The sequence below is a fragment of the Bacillus sp. 1021 genome, from assembly GCF_014534735.1.
Classification (GTDB): Bacteria; Bacillota; Bacilli; order Bacillales; family Bacillaceae; genus Bacillus; species Bacillus siamensis.
In genome coordinates, this window is the sequence record NZ_JACVSR010000004.1 from 61,312 (window position 1) to 82,025 (window position 20,714).

The 20,714-nt window shown below is 47.6% G+C and carries 19 protein-coding genes; 12 read left to right on the plus strand and 7 right to left on the minus strand.

All coding sequences use genetic code 11. The features are described from left to right. Positions 1-105: 105 nt before the first annotated feature. Together cdiI and ICW23_RS14850 are read right to left on the minus strand one after the other, a co-directional pair. Positions 106-504, minus strand: coding sequence for a ribonuclease toxin immunity protein CdiI (gene cdiI, locus ICW23_RS14845; protein WP_016936886.1), 399 nt, complete (start codon positions 502-504; stop codon positions 106-108). Between the two features lie 13 nt (positions 505-517). Beyond that, positions 518-2,494 (minus strand): T7SS effector LXG polymorphic toxin, encoded by a 1,977-nt coding sequence (locus ICW23_RS14850; protein ID WP_188154707.1) that lies wholly within the window; start codon positions 2,492-2,494, stop codon positions 518-520. 146 nt (positions 2,495-2,640) lie between these two features. On the opposite strand from ICW23_RS14850, the gene ICW23_RS14855 reads away from it, so the two are divergent. From ICW23_RS14855 to trhO, 8 genes are all read left to right on the plus strand, one after another. Further along, entirely contained in the window at positions 2,641-3,111 is a 471-nt protein-coding gene (locus ICW23_RS14855; protein WP_016936884.1) for a helix-turn-helix transcriptional regulator, read from the plus strand. Between the two features lie 72 nt (positions 3,112-3,183). Further along, complete coding sequence (locus ICW23_RS14860; RefSeq protein WP_188154708.1) at positions 3,184-4,251, plus strand: iron-containing alcohol dehydrogenase family protein; 1,068 nt, start codon at positions 3,184-3,186, stop codon at positions 4,249-4,251. Positions 4,252-4,333: 82 nt separating this feature from the next. Next, entirely contained in the window at positions 4,334-5,488 is a 1,155-nt protein-coding gene (gene purT, locus ICW23_RS14865) for a phosphoribosylglycinamide formyltransferase 2 (RefSeq protein WP_188154709.1), read from the plus strand. 477 nt (positions 5,489-5,965) lie between these two features. Beyond that, on the plus strand, positions 5,966-6,499 hold the full coding sequence (pssA, locus tag ICW23_RS14870) for a CDP-diacylglycerol--serine O-phosphatidyltransferase (protein ID WP_188154710.1): 534 nt from the start codon (positions 5,966-5,968) through the stop codon (positions 6,497-6,499). Continuing rightward, positions 6,490-6,978, plus strand: coding sequence for a DedA family protein (locus tag ICW23_RS14875; protein ID WP_016936880.1), 489 nt, complete (start codon positions 6,490-6,492; stop codon positions 6,976-6,978). Before pssA ends, ICW23_RS14875 begins: the two co-directional genes overlap by 10 nt. Further along, the gene (locus ICW23_RS14880; RefSeq protein ID WP_016936879.1) at positions 6,971-7,786 is read left to right on the plus strand and encodes a phosphatidylserine decarboxylase; all 816 of its coding nucleotides are present in this window, start codon (positions 6,971-6,973) and stop codon (positions 7,784-7,786) included. The genes ICW23_RS14875 and ICW23_RS14880 overlap by 8 nt, the downstream gene beginning before the upstream one ends. A 42-nt stretch (positions 7,787-7,828) precedes the next feature. Beyond that, on the plus strand, positions 7,829-8,104 hold the full coding sequence (locus ICW23_RS14885) for a hypothetical protein (protein ID WP_016936878.1): 276 nt from the start codon (positions 7,829-7,831) through the stop codon (positions 8,102-8,104). A gap of 106 nt (positions 8,105-8,210) precedes the next feature. Further along, a complete protein-coding gene (trhO, locus tag ICW23_RS14890) occupies positions 8,211-9,179 on the plus strand; it encodes an oxygen-dependent tRNA uridine(34) hydroxylase TrhO (RefSeq protein ID WP_016936877.1) in 969 nt (322 codons plus the stop codon). Between the two features lie 36 nt (positions 9,180-9,215). Here trhO and gltP read toward each other — a convergent pair whose 3' ends face one another. Next, the gene (gltP, locus tag ICW23_RS14895; RefSeq protein WP_016936876.1) at positions 9,216-10,466 is read right to left on the minus strand and encodes a glutamate-aspartate/proton symporter GltP; all 1,251 of its coding nucleotides are present in this window, start codon (positions 10,464-10,466) and stop codon (positions 9,216-9,218) included. Positions 10,467-10,835: 369 nt separating this feature from the next. Between gltP and ICW23_RS14900 the strand changes: the two genes are divergently transcribed. Then, positions 10,836-11,903, plus strand: a complete 1,068-nt coding sequence (locus ICW23_RS14900; RefSeq protein ID WP_016936875.1) for a branched-chain amino acid aminotransferase — start codon at positions 10,836-10,838, stop codon at positions 11,901-11,903. Between the two features lie 41 nt (positions 11,904-11,944). Here the strand turns inward: ICW23_RS14900 and ICW23_RS14905 are convergent, their stop codons facing one another. From ICW23_RS14905 to ICW23_RS14920, 4 genes are all read right to left on the minus strand, one after another. Beyond that, positions 11,945-13,348, minus strand: a complete 1,404-nt coding sequence (locus tag ICW23_RS14905) for an amino acid permease (RefSeq protein WP_188154711.1) — start codon at positions 13,346-13,348, stop codon at positions 11,945-11,947. Positions 13,349-13,461: 113 nt separating this feature from the next. After that, positions 13,462-14,409, minus strand: a complete 948-nt coding sequence (gene mmuM, locus ICW23_RS14910) for a homocysteine S-methyltransferase (protein ID WP_188154712.1) — start codon at positions 14,407-14,409, stop codon at positions 13,462-13,464. Positions 14,410-14,525: 116 nt separating this feature from the next. After that, positions 14,526-15,962 (minus strand): alanine/glycine:cation symporter family protein, encoded by a 1,437-nt coding sequence (locus ICW23_RS14915; RefSeq protein ID WP_188154713.1) that lies wholly within the window; start codon positions 15,960-15,962, stop codon positions 14,526-14,528. Between the two features lie 24 nt (positions 15,963-15,986). Continuing rightward, complete coding sequence (locus tag ICW23_RS14920; RefSeq protein ID WP_016936871.1) at positions 15,987-16,970, minus strand: glutaminase; 984 nt, start codon at positions 16,968-16,970, stop codon at positions 15,987-15,989. Between the two features lie 244 nt (positions 16,971-17,214). On the opposite strand from ICW23_RS14920, the gene glnK reads away from it, so the two are divergent. The 3 genes from glnK to ICW23_RS14935 all read left to right on the plus strand — a co-directional run bounded on the left by glnK (position 17,215) and on the right by ICW23_RS14935 (position 20,671). Then, on the plus strand, positions 17,215-18,507 hold the full coding sequence (gene glnK / locus ICW23_RS14925; RefSeq protein WP_316936481.1) for a two-component system sensor histidine kinase GlnK: 1,293 nt from the start codon (positions 17,215-17,217) through the stop codon (positions 18,505-18,507). Beyond that, positions 18,507-19,454, plus strand: a complete 948-nt coding sequence (gene glnL / locus ICW23_RS14930) for a glutamine utilization two-component system response regulator GlnL (protein ID WP_188154714.1) — start codon at positions 18,507-18,509, stop codon at positions 19,452-19,454. The genes glnK and glnL overlap by 1 nt, the downstream gene beginning before the upstream one ends. A gap of 296 nt (positions 19,455-19,750) precedes the next feature. Then, positions 19,751-20,671 carry a macrolide 2'-phosphotransferase gene (locus tag ICW23_RS14935; protein WP_188154715.1) on the plus strand — a complete coding sequence of 307 codons (921 nt, stop codon included), beginning with the start codon at positions 19,751-19,753 and terminating at the stop codon, positions 20,669-20,671. Positions 20,672-20,714 lie beyond the last annotated feature (43 nt).

The window sequence follows — 20,714 nt, forward strand, 5'->3', positions numbered from 1 at the left end:
AAGTAAGAGAATTTATTCACTTGTCATAAGCTTTTCCCAAAAATGTGTGCTGTTTTAGATTATCTAGTTTACTAGTGCTTGATTTAACTATATCACCAACAGTTTTCATGACTCTTGATATTTTGCTTTTATTTGTAACAAGAGATTTTCAGTATCTGCAGATTGTTCGGGATGTCTTTCAATATAAAATTCACATGCCGCTTTTACGTATTTGTATAGTTCTTCGTGTGTTACGATATCTTCTCCATCTTCGTCTGTACCGTAGTAGAATAAGACTTTATTTTCACCGAAGTACTCTTCATCATCTTTATCGAACTCACTTGAGAAGACCACTCCGATTGTATCTCGCCTTACGACATCTTCTTTAAGAAAACCTTTAAGAATGTTTTGAAAATCGTAAAGGAAAATAAATTCTACCAAAACATCTATTACATGACTTTTATGTAGATTTCGTTTTTTGAAGTATTCAATACATAATTTGCTATCCTGAAAAATATGGTCCACAGTACTTGCTCCTTTATTTTTCGAATTCGATTACTGGAAAAAAGTTATCAATTTCTCCAGTTTCAATATTTCTAATCCCTTCAAATTTAAGCCCTTCGCTTGAAATTCCATATATTTTCTCTTTTTTTTGTGTTGTTAAAGCTCTTTTTCGATTATTGTTTAATCCTTCTTTCATTGCTTCCTTCCCTAACCTCACGATTTCCTCGTTAGAAATTACTTTCGGGTCGTAAACGGTTTTTTTAAGGGGCGTGACCCCTTCTTTAGGAACAAATTTAAAATCACCAGTACCTTGTCCTCGATAATCTTTTATTTCAACTTTCAACCTGTATTCAATATCATATACACCTTTAATTTCGGGGTGCTCAAGTTTTCGAATTTCCTCTAATCTGTATTGTCCATTGTTGTGGAAGTACTTTTGGAATTCATCATAGTTATGTCCGCCGCTTACACCATGGCGTTTGGTGCACTTTTTTACTTCTCCGGTTAGATGTTCTACATAATACCCCTCTTTATATGCAAGGTTTCCATTCTTTTTAAACCCATCCATACCGCCATCAATCCGCATAACACTTTCCTGCTTCTTATCCAATCCATTTCCCATCTTCAGAACTGAAGACTCAATACCTCCTGCTCCTTGTGAAACAGTGTTCAGTTGAAAGACATTTGGTTCTTTGAGGTAGGGTTTTGTTTTTTCAGCAACAGTTTTAAACGTTCTTTTCTGATCCGCAATAAAGGTCTTCGCTTCCTTCGTCACAAATCTCCCGGCCCTTGTCACTCCGGTGACTTCTCCTGCGCCTTTTGCTCCTAAGAGGGAGACGGCAGCGTAAGCGATATAGTGGGTGCGGCTGTAGGTGTCACCGTGAATGATGTTTTCATTCCATGAAGTTTTGAAGGATTGAACCATATAATCGAATGTTTCCGGTGCATTGTAAATGGCGCCGATGAGTTCTTGTCCGGCTTTGGCCTGTTCTATTGTTCCTGCGTGTCCTTGTGCTCTTTGCAGCCAGATTGCGAAATCGTAAGCGCCGATGACGGCGTCTTTTCCTGCATCCCATATCCCCAGCGTAATGCCTTTTGCCCCGTCGACGAGCATTTGTCCGGCTTGGCGCATGGCTTTTAGCTGGACGAGGCTTGAGTAATATTGTAATTGTTCGGCGCTCAAGTTGTCAGCCCCGAGTTTTTCTGCAATGTTTACATATTCATCCGGGTCAGAAATGCGGTCCAGTTTTTTCTGTAAAAAGGCGGTTTCTTCCTGCTGTTTCATTTTGATGTATTGATGGGCTTGTTTTTGTATGCTGTCTTTTCTTTTATATACGTCAGTATCGTGAAATGCTTTGGTGTTAAAAGATTGCGGACCTCCTGCCTTACTTGTTAAGTCGGCCAGCGTCCGGAAGAAGGCTTCAACTTCGTGTTCAAGCGCTTCAGATTGAGCGTACTCGTGAACCAGTTTTGCGTCGAGTTTATGTAAGTGTTCTGCTGTTTGCCGTTTTTTGTGATCGGAGGCATCAAGTTTGCCGGTAACCGAAGATTTGTCAAACGGTGATAAGGACAAAATGTCGTCAATTGATCCTAAAATTCGCCTGATCTCATCATGCTGGCCATCAATGATATGGTAAGCTCTTTGCCCGGCATGCTTAAGCTCACTATCAAGAAACGATTCTTCCAGCAAGTCATGCCGTCCGAAGCCCGCCTGTTCTATTTCTCTTGGGATGCTTTTGAAAAAAGTAATTTTCATGTCGCAGAGATCAAGCCAAAGCTCTGCTCCGGCGGCCTGTTCAGTATAGAAGGCTTTAATGGCGTCCGCGCCTTTCCCTGACATGGCGTCCGTATTTGCAATGCCGTGAAACTGCTGTTTTAAAGCAATCATGTCATCTTTCGTTTTTTGATAAGCTTTCAGACGGCTGTTTGCTGATTGAATGAGAGTATTGGTTTCGAGTAATTTCATATACAGTGTCCTTTCGCCTGATTTTCTCCGACCGTATTTTACCATGAAGATGCCAATTTCTGTTCGTAAATTGAGAAAGAGAGGAAAAGGGTACTTTTTTACCGCTTCTTTTGATTCATTTAAAAATGTACCGATATAAAAAAGGCGTCACGCGGTGTAAAATGGCTATATTGATAAATATGGAGGTTGAGATGGATCAAGATTATATGACTGAGCTTGTCTCGGTCCAGCTGAAGAAAATCCGGTCGGAGAGAGGCTATACGCAAGAGAAAATGGCGGATGTGATCGGTCTTTCCAAAAAGGCGCTGGTGCAGATTGAGAAAGGGCGGGCGCTTGCGGAATGGCCGCATGTTGTGGCGGTTTGCGCGCTTTTCAGATCAAGTGAAACACTGCAATCCGTATTAGGAGATGATCCGCTGGAGGTCATTGAAGCGGTTGCCCATCGCACAATTGACAGGCCGAAGGGGAAGACGATGGGCGGCAAGGTGTGGTGGAAAACCATCGAGAAAAAAGGTGAGTTCCGCTTGCAGCAGCATTTGATTTCCCACCATTACCGCATCCTGGATTCTTATGATGATCTGTGGTTCAGCAGTTTTGAAAAGGCAGAGGCTTTGGAGCGGCTTGATGAGCTGTTTTTGGAGGCGGAGGAAGCGAAGCGCTGACGCACCTCCGGTTGATGTATTTTCTGACAAGTGAGAAAATATATATAAATTCCAGCCAGAGGAGAGATTCGAATGAAGCCTGAAGATATCGTGCGAAGCGGCCCGAATCAATATATATGTAAGGAAGGAATCGCAAAAGAGCTTCCGGGGCTGCTGGAGACATTCAGAAAACCCGTGATTGTGACCGGAATCAAATCCTATCAGGCGTTCTCCGATTACAGCGGCGGTTCTTCCTGGGATGTGATTCAGCATAAAGGATACTGTTCACCTGAGGCGGTGCGTAAGGTCTGTGAGCAGGCGAAAGATGCGGATGTGATCATCGGTATCGGAGGCGGCACGATGTTGGATTTGGCAAAAGCGGCGGCAGACCGGCTTGATATTGAGACTGTGATGGTTCCTTCCATCGCGGGAACGTGTGCGGCAAGTACGCCGTTAAGTGTCATGTATGATGAGAGCGGCAATTTTATCAGAGTGGATTATCATAAGCGTTCAAGCTATTTGACGCTTGTTGATCCGCTGTTTTTGCTTTCCTCTCCCATTGAATATATGAAAAGCGGGATCGGTGATACGCTGGCGAAATGGTATGAGGCCGAAGCGGTCATCAGAAATACGGGGACGGCGCCGCTGATGGCTCAGGCGGGGCTGAGGCAGGCGGAATATATTCGTGATCTGTTATTGCGTTACAGTGAAGCAGCCGTCGTAAGCATGGAGAAAGGTGAGCTGTCAGTACCGTTCATCCAGACGGCGGAAACGATTATTATGCTCGCGGGAACGGTCGGCGGCTATGGGGGCCGTTTGTGCAGGATGGCAGGGGCGCATGCGGTGCACAACGGACTCAGCTTTATTCAGGAGACACATCAGGTGCTGCACGGTCAGAAGGTTGCTTACGGCATATTGGTGCAGCTTGCGCTTGAGAATCGGAGACATGAGATTGAAGAGCTGCTTCCGTTTTACCGCCGGCTCGGATTTCCCGTCAGTCTCCAAGATCTCGGCATCCGTGACATGCATGAGGAAGCCAAGCGCCGCATCTCTTCTCACGCCTGCCGGGCGGAAGAATCGTTATGCTTAATGGGGCAATATGGCGAGAAGGACGTGTCAGCGGCGATTGAATCGCTCGAATCAGCGCAAAAGACAGGATAGAGCTTGGTTATCTGTCTTGTCTTTATTTTTTGAATATTTCCGTTATAATGAGGGAGGTATAGAAAGGGAGGGGCCAAAGGACATGTATCAGGCGAAAAAGATGTTGTTATTGGGATCAGGCGAGCTGGGGAAAGAAGTCGTCATTGAAGCGCAGCGGCTCGGGGTTGTCACTGTAGCCGTTGACAGCTATGAGCATGCCCCTGCCATGCAGACCGCGCACAAAAGCTATGTCATCGATATGCTCGATAAAGCGCAGGTCAGAGAAGTCATTGAAAAAGAAAAACCGGACTTGATCGTACCGGAAGTGGAAGCCATTGCGACGGATGAGCTGCTGAAACTTGAGGAAGAAGGCTTTCACGTCATCCCGAATGCGCGTGCGGCGAAGCTGACGATGGACCGTGAAGGCATCAGACGGCTTGCGGCAGAGAAGCTGCACCTTCCGACTGCCGGCTATGAATTCGCGAATACATATGAAGAATTTAAAGAAGCGGCGGAAACAATCGGCTTTCCGTGCGTGGTGAAGCCGCTGATGAGCTCTTCCGGAAAAGGGCAAAGCGTGTGCCGCTCGGCTTCCGGGCTGGAAAGCTGCTGGAATATGGCGATGGAAGGCGGCCGGGTGAAAAACGGCCGGGTCATCGTTGAGGAATTCATTCCGTTTGAATCCGAAATCACTCTTTTGACAGTGCGCGCGGCGAACGGTACATCCTTTTGCGCACCGATCGGACATGAACAAAAAGACGGTGACTATATTGAATCGTGGCAGCCTCATCATATGACAGAACAGCAGATTGAAGAGGCGAAACACATTGCGAAAAGCATAACGGACTCACTCGGCGGATACGGTTTGTTCGGGGTTGAGCTTTTCCTTACTAAAGATAAGGTATATTTCAGCGAAGTGTCTCCCCGTCCGCATGATACGGGACTCGTCACACTTGTGACGCAAAATTTGTCAGAGTTCGCGCTGCATGTCCGTGCGATAATGGGATTCCCGATTCCGGAAATCACACTGCTGTCGCCGGGGGCAAGCCGTCCGCTGAAGGCGCCAAAAGAGCTTGCTGATTATGCGGTTGAAGGTGTGGAGAAGGCCTTGGCGGTAAAAAGCACTCAGGTCCGCATATTCGGAAAACCTGTCACGAAAGCCGGACGCCGAATGGCGGTTGCGCTTTCTGCAGCCGAGACGGTTGAAGAGGCGAGAGAAAGAGCGGCTGAAGCACTCAGTCATTTATCTGTTACATAAACCTATCTTAAGAGGCGTTTTTACCGTAATGGTAAGGCGCCTTTTTTGTGTGGGCAGACTATATACTGGAAAACGGGGTTGTGAGATAATGTATGAGGCCGTTTTGTGCCGGCTTTTTCATTCATGAAACTTTTTATGTCCGCAATCGTTATATGTAATGTTCTCATTTAACGGAGAAGGAAATAACTATACATCATACGGCTTTTCATTCGTGAAGCGCGGACAGACCGTATCATCGCATGGAATATTTAAGCAGGGTAATCCGGAATAGAGATAACTCTGATTGCTTACCTTAATATGAACGGAGAAAAAACAAAAATCACCAGATTAGATTGTTCAAATAACACCAAATGCTGTATAATAAAAGAATTTGAATGATAGCATTGAAAGAATTTCATTTTATGTTTCCGTAAAATGGAGTCTTTATGCATACGCAGTCCGATTTGATATGGTTTTAATTGGAGGTTTGTGTAAACTGTGAATTATATACCTAGTATGATCACAATTGGAAATTTTATTTGCGGGCTTCTATCGATTCATTCCCTTTTGTATCATAATATTCACTCCGCGGTGATCTTTATTTTCATCGGGATGTTTCTCGATTTTTTTGACGGTTTGGCCGCCCGTAAGCTGAACGCGGTATCGGAGATGGGAAGGGAGCTTGACTCTTTTGCTGATCTCGTGACGTTCGGCGTGGCGCCGTCTATGCTTGCTTACACTGTTTCACTATATGCGATTCCGTTCATCGGAATTTTAATCGCGCTTTCCTACAGCATCTGCGGAATGATCCGGCTCTCGAGATTTAATATCGGACAAAGCAAGCTGCCGACGTTTATCGGGATGCCGATTCCGTTTGCGGGGATGTGTCTTGTCATTTTGAGCTTCATCAATAACGCTTTTCTTCTGGGGGCGGGAACGATCGCGCTCGGTTATTTAATGGTCAGCAATATTAAATTTCCCCACTTTAAAAAACAGGCGCCTGAAAACCTGGAGAGCAGAAGATGGAATTAGTTCAGCAATTAATCTCCGATTACGGATATATCGCGATTTTTCTCATGCTGACACTTGGTATTATCGGATTGCCTATTCCGGATGAAGTCATGATGACGCTTGTGGGCTACTTCGCCCATATAAAAGTGCTGAATTATGAGCTCTCCATTCTGATCAGCTTTATCGGAGCTCTCCTGGGGATGATTATCAGCTACTTCATCGGCAGAAAAGCCGGCCGGCCGTTTATTAATAAGTTCGGAAAATGGGTCGGCCTGAAGGAAAAGAGGATGGAGAAAGTAGACAGGTGGATGAAAAAGTACGGGCCGTACACCATTATTTTGGGTTATTTCATCCCAGGCATCAGACACGTGACCTGCTACTTTTCCGGAATCGGCAGAATGGATTTCAAAACCTACTTATGCTTCGCCGCCATCGGAGCGTTTTTATGGTGTTTTATTTTTATTACTATAGGAAAATTCATAGGAGTAATCAATGTTTAATACTGCTGCTAAAGTTCTTTATCGTTCATTGATTGAACTGACTAATAATCGATTGACGTCCCATCTCATTAAAAACTTCTGTGAATCGAAACTGAGCAAGCCGATGATTCCGCTGTTTTCCAAACACTATCGCATCAACTGGAATGAAACGGAACGGACAGCCTCTGACTTTGATTCACTGGCGTCATTTTTCATTCGTGATATTAATTTGAATCTCCGCCCCGTGGCAAAAGAGAAGAACGCCATCGTCAGTCCTGTGGACGGCGTCGTTCAGACGGTGGGCATGATTAATCCGAATCAAACCTTCATGGTAAAAGGGAAGGATTATTCGTTCGCTGAACTGACGGGGTTTAAAAGCGCCGATCACAAATACAACGGCGGCCGTTTTGCCGTGCTTTATCTGAGCCCGAGACATTACCACCGCTTCCATTCCCCCATCAGCTGTACGTATCAGAAGCTGGCCGAGCTGGGGAAACGCTCCTATCCCGTCAATACGATGGGATTGAAGTACGGGAAAGACGTGCTCTCAAAAAATTACCGTTATGTGTACGAGCTCACCCGTGGTAACCAGCAGATGCTCATGATTCCGGTAGGTGCGATGAATATTAATTCCATCGTTCAGACAAACACCGGAAACAGGCTTGAAACGGGTGAAGAGCTGGGCTATTTTTCATTTGGATCGACCGTTATTTTAGTATTTGAGAAGGATATGTTTACCCCTTCGGATAACCTCATTGAAGGCCGGGAGTTACAGGTCGGCCAGATCATCGGTTATGCGGAGTCACAGGAGGAGGCGTCCGCTTTATAAAAGCTGCTCCTCTTTTTTATATGGTGTAAGGAAGTGAACAATATGGAAGAAAAGGATTTGGCAAAGCTGATAGAGCAATACCTGCTTACAGGCAATCAGCAAGCTTTGGAAGCCGTGCGGGATGCCAGCTGGCCTGTCATCGAATCGCTCATTTCGGAACTGGGTGAAGACAGCGCCGATGTCCTGCGCGAAAAAGGCCGTGACCGTTTTCCGTTTATCATCGGCAAGTATCAGACTGCCGCCGGCCTTTCACTTGAAACCTTTTTGCGCAATACGTATCGGTTTTATTTTCAGCAGGTAATAAAAGGAGAAGCGTGACTGGAAGAAAGAGTCCGGACGGAAATGTTCATCTTTCGCCCGTTTTCCTGTATGATATAGTATAGTGTGCGTGATCATTAATATAATTGAACAGGGTGTATAAATCATGGAAAAACAATATAGAGTTTTACTTTATTATAAATATGTAAAGATTGATGAGCCTGAGGAATTCACGGCTCAGCATTTGAAGTTTTGTAAGGAGCTCGGTCTGTTAGGCCGTATTTTGATTTCTGAGGAAGGCATTAACGGTACGGTGTCCGGAACGGTTGAACAGACGGATCAATACATGAATGCGCTGAAAGCTGATCCGCGTTTTGCCGACATGCCGATCAAAATTGATGAGACTGACGGACATGCGTTCCGCAAAATGTTTGTCCGCCATAAAAAAGAGCTGGTGACGCTTCGTCTCGAAGATGATGTTGATCCGAATACCACGACGGGCAAACACTTAAAACCGAAAGACTTTTATGAGCAAATGCAGGATCCTGACACGATCGTGATTGACGCCAGAAACGACTATGAGTATGATCTCGGTCATTTCCGCGGAGCGGTCAGACCTGATATTGAGGCGTTCCGTGAGCTGCCGGACTGGATTGAAGAGCACAAAGACATGCTCGAAGGCAAAAAAATCCTCACGTACTGCACAGGCGGCGTACGCTGTGAGAAATTTTCCGGCTGGCTGCTGAAGCAGGGCTTTGAAGACGTGTCCCAGCTTGACGGCGGTATCGTCACTTACGGTAAAGATCCTGAAGTCCAAGGCAAACTGTGGGACGGACAGTGCTACGTATTTGACGAAAGAATCAGCGTACCGGTCAACCGCGTAGAGCATGTCATTATCGGAAAAGATTATTTCACGGGCGAGCCTTGCGAGCGTTATGTGAACTGCGCAAATCCGGCATGTAATAAAAAAATGATCTGCACACCTGAGAATGAATACAAGTACATGCGCAGCTGCAGTCACGAATGCCGTACAAACGAACGCAACATGTATGTGAAAGAGCACGAAATGACTCAAGAAGAAATCAATGAACGCCTTGCTTTGATTGAAAAAGAAGATCATGCGGCGATTGATTAATAGAAAAGACCACCAATGAGGTGGTCTTTTTTGTGTTTACATACTTTCTGTCCGGGCGGTCTGGTCCGCCGTGACGGACCCTTTATATGTGAAGGCTTTTTCCCATTTAGATACGACGATACAGGCGACCGCATGGCCGGGCACGTTGACGCCGGTTCTCGCCATGTCCATGACGCGGTCGACACCGGCAATGATGGCGACGCCTTCCGCAGGGAGACCGACGGCATTCGCTGTCGCCAGAAGCACGACGAGTGAGCCTGACGGGACGGCGGCAATGCCTTTGCTTGTCATGACGAGCACAAGCATCATCAGAAGCTGCTGAGAAAGCGGCATCTCCACATGAAAAGCCTGCGCCAGAAAAATACATGACACCGATAAATAGAGACTGGAGCCGTCACAATTCAGCGATAAGCCTGACGGAACCACAAAGGAGACGACCCGCTTCGGGCAGCCGTATTTCTCCATCCGATCCATCAGCTGAGGCAGAATGGTTTCTGTGCTTGTCGTGGAAAAAGCAATCAAAAACAGATCCCAAATCATTTTCAGCACTTCAAAGTACTTGATTTTAAAGATAAGCCCGACAATCGGAAACAGAACGAAGAGGATCAAAAACAGCCCGAGAAACACAGTGCCGATCAGCTTCAGCATCGGGAGCAAAAGCGCGATTCCGAATTGTCCGACTGAGGCGGCCATAAGGGCAAGAACGCCGATCGGAGCGGTGACCATCACCATTTGCGTCAGCTTGAACATAATATTTGCCGTTGATTCAAAGAAATTCATGACAGGTGCGGAGGCTTTGCCGATGCCGGCTGCGGCAACACCGAATAGGATCGCGAAAAAGATGACGGCGAGAAGATCGTTTTTCGCCATAACGTCAATGATATTAACGGGGATAATATCAAGAAGCATTTGTTTCAGGTCGACTACTTTTTCCGTATAGCCGGAAAGCTCGTGAATGTCTTTTTTAGCAAGGTGAGAGAGGTTAAGGCCGACTCCCGGCTTCAGCACGTTTGCCAATAGGAGGCCGAGCCCCAGAACAAGCGTCGTAATCACTTCAAACCAAATAATCGTTTTGATGCCGAGACTGCCCATCTTTTTCATACTGCCGCTGCCGGCGGCTCCGATGACAATGGTCGAGAACACGATCGGCACGACAATCATTTTAATCAGGCGGATAAATCCGTCTCCCACGGGCCGCAGCGCCATCCCGAAATCCGGGAAGAAATGGCCGATCAGTGCTCCGATGGCTAAGGCGATCAAAATCTGAAATGCGATAAATTTTTTCAAGCGAATCCCCCTTTTACTTGCGCATTTCTTACGTAATTCGTGAAGCAGGCGGCAACCACCTTCCTCTCCGCCATAAATTTGTCACAAAATTGACTTTGCGAAAGAGAGGATTTCTTTACATTATGTAAGCGCAATCATTTAATATGACAGAAAGTCCTCATTGAAAAAAATGAAGGAGAATAAAATAAAGTCAGATTTTCGCTTGAAAATATCAAAAATTTTGATAATTATCCTCTTATAAGTGGTATATTTGATATGATACGGTCAACTGCATCCTTATATATCTGTGCATACACGATTCAGGCAGAGAAAACAGGCAGCTTATAAAAGACTGAAAATTTAAACAATTACAAGAAAGGTGTGCTTTTGTTGAATCAACTGATTGAAAGACGTAAGGTCACAGCTAGAAAAGAAAAACCGGATTCCGCTTCATTGGGATTTGGCAAGTACTTCACTGATTACATGTTTGTCCTGGATTACGAAGAAGAAAGAGGCTGGCATGATCCGAGAATCACACCATATGAACCGGTTCATCTTGATCCGTCCGCATCCGTTTTCCATTACGGGCAGGCCGTATTTGAAGGGCTGAAGGCTTACAGATCAGAAGACGGACGGGCATTGATGTTCCGACCTGACCAAAATATAAAGCGGCTGAATAAATCGCTGCGGCGGATGAGCATGCCGCCTCTCGATGAGAAGCTTGCGCTGGAAGCATTGGTACAATTGGTGGAGCTGGAGCAGGAATGGATTCCGAAAGAAAAAGGAACTTCTTTATATATCCGTCCGTTTGTGATTGCGACCGAGCCTTCTTTAGGCGTCCGGCCTTCCAAGCGGTACAAATTCATGGTTGTCCTGACGCCGGTCGGTTCGTATTACGGCGATCAGCTGAAACCGATCCGTATTTATGTCGAGGATGAGTATGTGCGTGCCGTCACCGGAGGAGTGGGCGATGTCAAAACGTCCGGAAACTATGCGGCCAGTTTACAGGCTCAGCGGAAAGCCGAAGAACTGGGTTATGATCAGGTGCTTTGGCTCGACGGAGTGGAAAAGAAATATGCCGAAGAGGTAGGCAGTATGAATATCTTTTTCATTATAAACGGAGAGGCTGTAACGCCGGCGCTAAACGGAAGCATTCTCGGGGGCATCACCCGCGCATCTGTGATAGAGCTGTTAAAAAGCTGGGGCATCCGCGTCAGGGAAGAACGGGTTGCCATTGATGACATCTATCATGCCGCGATGAGAGGCGAGGTGTCAGAAGTATTCGGTACGGGAACCGCAGCAGTCATCTCACCGGTCGGCGAACTGCACATTCACGGAGAAACAATTGAGCTGAATAACGGTTTGATCGGTGAAGTGTCAGAAAGGCTCTATGAAACGATTACCGGCATCCAGGTCGGGAAGGTGCCGGATTCGTTCAGATGGGTGGTTGAAGTATAAACAAAAAAAGAACCCTTGCGTTGCAGGGTTCTTTTTTTTGTTTATTGAGATTTTGCGGCTTGAACACGGGTGCGGCTGTTCCGGTTTTTTAAGTAATAAACGCTGTAACAGACGGCCATAAAGGCAATTCCGCAATAAAGGGCAATGGCCTGATTCGGATCAAAAGCAATGCCGATACAGGAGGCAAGGCACAGGATAAAGGCCGCTATCGGCACGGCCGGATATCCCGGTGTCCTGTATGTTAAGTCTGAAAGCTGATGGCCTTCTTTAAGAAACCGTCTTCTGAACAAAAATTGCGATGCGGCAATGCTCATCCACACCGCCACTACCGCAAATCCTGAGACAGAGACGAGAACAAGATACACTGTATCCGCTGCGAACACGCTTGACAGCAGTGACAGAATGCCGCCGATCATACTGAAAATCAGGGCGTTAAAAGGGATGCCTTTAGACGTCAGCCTGGCAAAGGCGGGGTGAAGCTCACCTTCTTTAGACAGGGACCACAGCATTCGTGATGAGGCGTACAGCCCCGAATTCGCCGCAGACAGAAGCGCCGTCAAAATAACGAAATTCATCAGATCGGCCGCATACGGCACGCCGATTCTGTCGAATACCGTGACGAACGGGCTTTCAATCACACCCGCTTCTTGTATGGAGATCATGCCCGACAGCACAAAAATCGTTCCGATAAAGAAAAGCGCCAGCCGCCAGACTGTAGTCTTAATGGCGCGCGGAACGGTTTTTTCCGGATCAGCGCTTTCCCCGGCGGCAATTCCGATCAATTCCGTCCCTGAAAAGGCGAAGTTTACTGACAGCATCGTCATCAGTATCGGAAAAAAACCATTTGGAAAAAGACTGCCGCCATCCGTAAAGTTCGACAGCATAGGTGCCGCCTCACCGCTTTTCATCGGAACGATGCCGAACATCGCCGCTCCGCCCAATAAAATAAACAGCAGGATGGCTAAGACTTTAATGCTTGAGAACCAAAACTCCGATTCAGCAAAAAATTTCACGGAGAAGGCGTTTAATAAAAAGATGAAAAGAGCGAATACGGCACTCCACATCCAAACCGAAGTATGCGGGAACCAGCGCTGCATGAAGAGCCCGGCCGCCGTGAATTCAGAGCCAAGCGCCACCGCCCACGTCAGCCAGTACAGCCATGCGACCGTAAAGCCCGTGGCGGGCCCGATATAGGTTTTCGCATAGGTGTGGAATGCGCCCGTCACCGGCATGGCCACTGACAGTTCACCGAGGCAAAGCATGACAAGATAGACGATGCCCGCGCCCAAAAGGTATGCAAAAATGGTACCCGCCGGACCCGCCTGATGAATGGTATACCCCGAGCTTAAAAACAGCCCCGTTCCGATTACACCTCCGAGTGAGAGCATAAAGAGGTGCCTGCTTTTCATACTTCTCTGAAAATTCGTCTCGTTCTTGTTGTTCATTGTTTTCCAACTTTCTGCGAGAGCCGTTCTAATAAAAAATCTCATGCCGGGGAACGGCACGAGATTCCGGCGAACCGGCTTTTTGATTAGAATATACAAACTATTCCGATTAGTCAAGTTGTTTTTATGGTTTTGGCCCAAGCGGCAATGGCCTGAATATCCGCGGGTTTCGTCCGGCAGCAGCCTCCGATCAGGCTTGCGCCGTTTTCGTACCAGCTTTGCGCGCTCTTTCCGAAATGTTTTGCGCACGCTTCACCTTTCCAGGTTTTTGTTTTCGGGTCATATTGTTCGCCTGAGTTCGGATAGACGATAATCGGCTTGGACGCTCCCCGTTTGATTTCTTTTATCAGCGGCGGAATATGTTCGATCGGTGTGCAGTTGATGCCGATCGCCGCGATCTGGCTGCAGGAGCCGAGCAGGGCCGCGCATTCGGAAATAGGCGTGCCTTCGCTGATATGCCGTCCGTCCTTGGCGCTGAAGCTCATCCACGCATAAGTGCCGGGGAATTCCTCCAGCAGCCTTATGATCGCTTTTGCTTCTGACAGGCACGGAATGGTCTCGCACGCCAAAAGATCGGCGCCGGATTCTATAAGGGCTTTCATCCGGGGGCGGTGAAAGCTGATCAGCTCATCCTCCGTCAGTCCGTAATGCCCGCGATATTCAGAGCCGTCGGCAAGGCTCGCGCCGTAAGGTCCGATAGAAGCGGCGATCAAAGGTTTGGGACGGTCTGAACGGTTTTCTTCATGCGCCCAAAATTCATCGCGAGCTTGGACGGCGAGCTCAACTGATGTCTGAATCAGGCGGATCGCATCGGTTTCTGAGATGCCGCGAGCCGCAAATCCTTCAATCGTTGATTGATAGCTGGCGGTGATCGCGCAATCAGCGCCGGCGGCAAAATATTCGGCATGCACCTGTTTGATCAGTTCGGGTTTTTCCAAAAGAATTTTGGCCGACCACAGATCGTCATGTAAATCACAGCCCATCCGTTCAAGCTCGGTTGCCATTGCTCCGTCTATGATCATAACCGGGTATTCATCTAATATGTGTGTAATGGGGTTCATAGGCGCTCCTTTCTGACTTTCCTGAAAATATATGAAAAGGGTAATGGACAGTTTCCTCTTTGTCAATCAACCGGCAGAAAAAAAGATGTTCAGGACGCTGCCCGAACACCTTTTGTTTAGGAAATATGTTTGCCTTTCGCACTTTTCGCGATGTCTGAATACTCCCAGCAGTCGATCCCGTCATCATCAGGGAGCACATCTCTGTAAAAGACGGGGTCCTTTCCGGCTTTCTTTTGCCGGGCATAATCGCTCAAAGCGGCAAACGCTTTTTTCGACAGAAGGAAAATCGCAATTAAATTCACGACCACCATTAAGCCCATGAACAAGTCAGCCATATCCCACACAAGCTGGACTTTGGAAATGCACCCGAACAGAACCATTCCGAGTACACAGATGCGGTAAATGAACAGCCATTTTTTGTTCTGGCTTAAAAATCCGATATTGGTTTCTCCGTAATAATAGTTGCCCATCAGAGCGCTGAAGCCGAACAAAAGCATTAAGACGGCAAGGAAACCTGATGCCCACGCGCCGACATGGTCGCTCAAGGCAGCCTGAGAAAGCGCGATGCCGCTCAGTCCCGGCTGGTGATAAGCGTCTGAAAATAAAATGATAAGTGCCGTGCTTGTACAAATGACGAGCGTATCCGTCAGGACGCCGAAGGCCTGAATGAGCCCCTGTTTCACCGGATGGCTCGTCGTAGCTGTCGCCGCCGCGTTTGGAGCGCTTCCCATTCCCGCTTCATTTGAGAAAATTCCGCGTCTCACACCTTGCATCAAAGCCGCCCCTAAAGCGCCGCCCGCTGCCTGATCAATACCGAACGCATTTTTTACGATAAGCGACAGAACGCCGGGCAATTGGGTGATGTTCGTCAGAATGACAAAGAAAGCGACCCCGATATATAAAACGGCTAAGACGACTACGATGTATTCCGCCATTTTCGCAATTCGTTTGACGCCTCCGAAAATCACGCCGCCGAAAACCAAGATTAAAATAATGCCAAGTGTAAGCCGGCTGGTGCCGAATGCGTTTTGAAAGGCGACGCTGATCGTATTGGACTGAACGGAATTAAAGACGACTCCGAATGACAGCGTGATTAAAACGGCGAACAGCGCGCCCATCCAGCGTTTCTTCAGGCCTTTTTCCATGTAATAGGCCGGGCCGCCGCGGAATCCGTTTTGATCTTTTACTTTATAAATTTGGGCCAGCGTGCTTTCAACAAAGCTTGAAGCCGAACCGATGACTGCGATAATCCACATCCAGAAAATAGCGCCCGGGCCGCCGAGTGCGATCGCAATGGCGATTCCGGTAATATTCCCGGTTCCGACACGCGCCGCCATGCTGATGCAAAATGCCTGAAACGGGGAAATGCTGTTTTTTGACCGGGCGGCCGCGCCTTCTTTCAAAACCCGGATCATTTCCCTCAGCATGCGGACTTGCAGACCCTTTGATCTGAACGTAAAAAACAGTCCCAGAGAAAGAAGCAGTACGATTAACAGTTTTGACCATAAAAAATCATTTGCCGAGCCGATTACATTTTCAAGGAATTCCTGCATCCAATCACCTCTTGGTTCGTTTGATTAAAAAATACTGAGCTCCCACTCCTGTGCGATATGTTTCAGCAGCATGCCGCCGGTCAGGCTGTTGCCATATTCATCAATGGCCGGACCGTAAATGCCGATGCCGCAGCCGTTATGAAAAGGCTGTTCTCTTCTGGCGCTTGGGGGAACCAATGCCATAATGCCGCCGGATACCCCGCTTTTGGCCGGGACGCCGACGAAAGCCGCATATTTTCCTGATGCATTGTACATCCCGCACGTCAGCATCAGGGCTTTGGCGAGTTTTGCGACATCTTTCGGAATGACCTGTTCCCGGCGGATCGGATGGTAGCCGTCATGCGCAAGAATCAATCCGATCAAAGCGATGTCCTCGGTTGTCCCCTCCATGGCGCATTGCTTTAAATACACTTCAAGCGTTTCTTCGACATCCGCCTCGAGAAAGTTCGTTTCTTTTAAATAGTAGGCGAGCGCTCTGTTCCGGTGTGCGGTCTGCCATTCTGAGCGAAAGACCTCCTCGTGTATGTGAGGCCGTTTTCCTATCAATTTTTCAAAAACGGAAAAGAGATATTCTAATTTATCATGCGCCGTTTCACCGGGAAGAAGCGAGGCGACGGTAATGGCGCCGGCATTGATCATCGGGTTGAAGGGCTTCCCGGGTTTATGAATTTCAAGCCGGATGATAGAATTAAACGCATCACCTGTCGGCTCCACGTCCACACGATCCAGCACATAAGGTATGCCTCTGGACATGCAGGCGGCAATAAAGCTGATGACTTTTGAGATGCTCTGCAATGTGAACGGCACATTCCATTCACCGGCATGAATCATTGAGCCATCCGGCTCTAATATGCAAATGCCCAGCTGAGAGTCGTTGATTTCTCCGAGGGCGGGGATATAATTTGCGCTTTTTCCATTGACGGAAAACGGTCGGTAATGTTCGACCCAATCTTGTAAAAGTGAAGCCAGTTCCTCTTTTTCAAGGCGCTCTCTGACCATATCTTTCATAACATTCCTCCTCTATTACAAGCCTGTCCGCAAGCGGAAACCGGTCTTGGAAAACGTTTTCAAATATAGCGTGTTCCATGTTAATGTATAATGACATCTACAGAATCATATAAAATACGACAAAATCATTCTTAAAATAAGCCGATAGATTTATAAATCAGCAGGAACGTCCCGCCATACGGGTCTAAAGAAATTTGCGGACTCACTCGGTCTTATTCAAAATAGATAGAAGAAGGAAGTGATTGTGATCAGGCTCGACTATTTACTAAAAAAAGACGGCTATCTTTTCGCACTTATGCTGATCACCGTGCCGCTGGCGGGGGAACTAAAATTTTACCCCCTGAATGAGGTGTACCGGATCAGCTTCGGCGCCCCGGCTTTTTTCTTTTTTCTGCTGCTGCTGCGGCATGTGCCGGCAGTATTGTCAGGGCTGTTGACAGGTGCAGCCGTTGTGGCATTCCGGATCGGCCTGTCGTGCTGGGGAGGAGAGCATGCCGGCTTTACGGAGGCTTTTTTCAGCCAATATCCCAGTTTCTTTTTTTACTTTACATATGCCTGCTTGTTTTATGTGCTGAGGGTCAGGTTCTTTCGGGATCGGCCGCTCATGATCGGATTCCTCGGCTTTCTCATTGAAATCGCTTCCGACACCGTTGAAATGGCCGTTCAGTTTTCAGGAGGCCGGCTGATTATGATGCCGGGCAAACTGGCAGATATTGCGGTCATCGCCGTTTCTCACACATTTATTGTGCTGAGTTTTTTCAACGTGATGAAGCTGCACGAATCCCAGGTCAGGGAAAAGCAAACGAGAAAGCAGCACGAGCACATGCTGATGATTGTGTCTAACTTATACGAAGAAACGATTCATTTGAAAAAAACGCTGAAAACGACGGAGCATGTGACGAAAGAATCCTATCAGCTGTATCGGGAAATGAGCGGGAACGACCGGGAGCTCGGCAGCCGAATGCTGCGCCTTGCGGGAGAAATCCATGAAGTGAAAAAAGACAATCAGCGGATATTCGCCGGCCTGTCGAAGCTGATTTCAAATGAGAGATTCCGGGATTACATGGATGCCGCCGCTCTGATCGGAATCGTCATCCGAATCAATGAAAAATACGCCGAATCTTTAGGCAAGGATATTCAGTTCCGGAGCGTGATTGAAGGAGAACATCCCGATTATCACGTCTTTACCGTCCTGTCGATCTTGAATAACCTGACCGCCAATGCCGTAGAGGCCATGGGGGACAGAGGTGAGATCCGCCTCACGCTGCGCAGGGCGGAGGGGGAGATGGCCGAATTTCAGGCGGAAGATGACGGTCCCGGCATTCCGGAAAAAATCGGAGAGGTAATCTATGATCCCGGATTTACGTCCAAATACGATGAATTCGGCACACCTTCAACGGGCATCGGGCTTTCATACGTGAAGGAAATCGTAACCGAACTTGAAGGCGGCATCTCCTTTCACAACAAGCCAAAAGGCGTCATATTTACGATTAAGCTGCCGGTGAGGCATTTAATTGCAGAAAGGGTGAGTTCATAATGCGCTTTTTTATAGCTGATGATGACCGGGCGATCCGTTCCATTTTAAGACAGATCATTGAAGATGAGGACTTAGGCGAAGTCGTCGGCGAGGCGGAGGACGGAAGCCAGATTGAAGGGCATTATCTCCATTTTAAACAAGTCGATATTTTATTAATTGACCTGCTGATGCCGGGGCGGGACGGGATTGAGACGATACGGCATCTTCAGGATTCGTACACCGGAAAAACGGTGATGATATCCCAGGTGGAAGCGAAGGAAATGGTGGGAGAAGCCTATTCTCTCGGTATTGAATATTTTATCCACAAACCGATCAACAAAATTGAAATCATCACCGTGCTCCGAAAAGTGAAAGAGCGGATCGAACTGGAAACCTCGATCGGCGACATCCAAAATTCGCTAAGACGGCTTGTTCAGCGCAATGAACCGCAGCAAAGCCGCTCTTTTAAATCCTGCGAAAAATCCGTGAAAGAGACCGGGAAATTTCTGTTATCAGAACTAGGGATTGTGGGAGAAAGCGGCGCGCACGACCTGATGGCCGTGCTGCATTTTTTATTTGAGGATGAGCAGGCGCAAAAAAGCGTTCCGTCGCTGAAGCGTGTGTTTACAAACGTCGCGCTGCGGAAACTGGGACCGGCGGCGTCGGAAGCAGACATCAGCAGGGAGACAAAAGCCTCCGAACAGCGGATCAGAAGAGCGATCATTCATTCGTTAAACCATTTCGCCTCATTGGGCACAACTGATTTTTCAAACCCCAAATTTGAATATTACGCCTCGAAATTCTTTGATTTCCCTGCTGTCAGCAAGAGAATGAAAGAAATGCAGGCGAAAGAAACCGTTTCGCTTTCTCCGGTTAAAGTGAATATGAAAAAATTTATTCACGTCTTCTTTTTGGAGGCGAAAGATTTACGCGAAGGATCGAAGTTTGTCAGCGGAGGGAGCAGGTAAGCTGATAAATGGGGTTTACTTATATAAGGTCTTTGTGTAAAATAATGTTAACTAAGAAGGGACGGAGGGATCCTGATGGCTGATCAAATTCCGGTTTTCGCACTAATGAAATAGTGTCAAAGTCTCTGCCTTGAGTGCGGAGGAAACCGGGATTGTCTGCCTGAATAAAGGAACCTGACAGCAATAGTGAGGGGGCGGCGATTATGCCGCCCTCTTTTTGGCGTCTTCACATATCTCTTTCTCCTCCGCCTCAGGCGAAGCTCTGTGTCAGTAAATAAGGGAAATGGGGAAACAAGATGACAAAACAAAGGGAAATAGAATCCGTTCTGAACATCGCAAAGGAAAATGGCTTACGGTTAAAACATGAAGGGGCGGACATAAATGAAACGGGTATGGACTTCCAAGTCGTATTTGCTGAAGATGACAGCGGCGTGACATGGGTGCTCCGAAAGCCGCGCCGTCCCGATGTTATCGAAAGAGCGGCTGCAGAAAGCGATGTTCTCGCGTTTCTCCGCAGCCATGCCGCGGTATCAGTCCCCGATTGGCGGATTCATACACCGGAACTGATCGCTTATCCGAAACTGGACGGAAAACCCGCTGCCGCAATTGATCTGGATAAGAAACAGTATGTCTGGAACATGGAACACGAGCCGCCTTCAGACGGTTTTGTCGGCTCGCTTGCCGCGGCATTAGCCGAGCTGCACGGAGCAGACCCGGATGCGGCCTCCAGATCCGGAATCGAAATCATAAAACCGGATGACGTCAGGCAAAGGGCGGCGGAATCAATGGATCATATAAAAAAAGAAATCGGGGTCTCAGAACAGCTTTGGCAAAGATGGCAAACGTGGATAAATGACAGCTCGTACTGGCCTGATTTTTCCGTGCTGATCCATGGTGACTTGCATCCTCCGCATATTTTAATCGGCGAAAATCAGCGTGTGACGGGTCTCCTCGATTGGACGGAGGCAAAGGTTGCCGATCCGGCCAAAGATTTTGTTCTTTATCAAATGATATTAGGAGAAAAAGAAACGAAACGTTTGATGAAGAGCTACGAGGCTGAAGGCGGACGCGTCTGGCCGAAAATGCAGGAGCATGTAACAGAATGGCAGGCCGCCTATCCTATGGAAACAGCGAAGTTTGCGCTTCAAACGGGGCAAGAGGAGCATATGCAAATGGCGCGGGAAATGCTCGGCCTGTCCGATTCGAAAGGTTATTGACTTCGGCCGGAAGACAGCGTATGATACATTTTAAAATCATAGA

Bases quoted from the DNA above. Each gene is read 5' to 3' on its own strand.
- ICW23_RS14905 (WP_188154711.1), bottom strand. From the start codon at position 13,348: ATGAACAACAAGAACGAGACGAATTTTCAGAGAAGTATGAAAAGCAGG.
- trhO (WP_016936877.1), top strand. From the start codon at position 8,211: ATGGAAAAACAATATAGAGTTTTACTTTATTATAAATATGTAAAGATT.
- ICW23_RS14875 (WP_016936880.1), top strand. From the start codon at position 6,490: ATGGAATTAGTTCAGCAATTAATCTCCGATTACGGATATATCGCGATT.
- ICW23_RS14860 (WP_188154708.1), top strand. From the start codon at position 3,184: ATGAAGCCTGAAGATATCGTGCGAAGCGGCCCGAATCAATATATATGT.
- ICW23_RS14915 (WP_188154713.1), bottom strand. From the start codon at position 15,962: ATGCAGGAATTCCTTGAAAATGTAATCGGCTCGGCAAATGATTTTTTA.
- ICW23_RS14850 (WP_188154707.1), bottom strand. From the start codon at position 2,494: ATGGTAAAATACGGTCGGAGAAAATCAGGCGAAAGGACACTGTATATG.
- ICW23_RS14920 (WP_016936871.1), bottom strand. From the start codon at position 16,970: ATGAAAGATATGGTCAGAGAGCGCCTTGAAAAAGAGGAACTGGCTTCA.
- purT (WP_188154709.1), top strand. From the start codon at position 4,334: ATGTATCAGGCGAAAAAGATGTTGTTATTGGGATCAGGCGAGCTGGGG.
- ICW23_RS14885 (WP_016936878.1), top strand. From the start codon at position 7,829: ATGGAAGAAAAGGATTTGGCAAAGCTGATAGAGCAATACCTGCTTACA.
- ICW23_RS14855 (WP_016936884.1), top strand. From the start codon at position 2,641: ATGGATCAAGATTATATGACTGAGCTTGTCTCGGTCCAGCTGAAGAAA.
- ICW23_RS14935 (WP_188154715.1), top strand. From the start codon at position 19,751: ATGACAAAACAAAGGGAAATAGAATCCGTTCTGAACATCGCAAAGGAA.
- glnL (WP_188154714.1), top strand. From the start codon at position 18,507: ATGCGCTTTTTTATAGCTGATGATGACCGGGCGATCCGTTCCATTTTA.
- ICW23_RS14880 (WP_016936879.1), top strand. From the start codon at position 6,971: ATGTTTAATACTGCTGCTAAAGTTCTTTATCGTTCATTGATTGAACTG.
- mmuM (WP_188154712.1), bottom strand. From the start codon at position 14,409: ATGAACCCCATTACACACATATTAGATGAATACCCGGTTATGATCATA.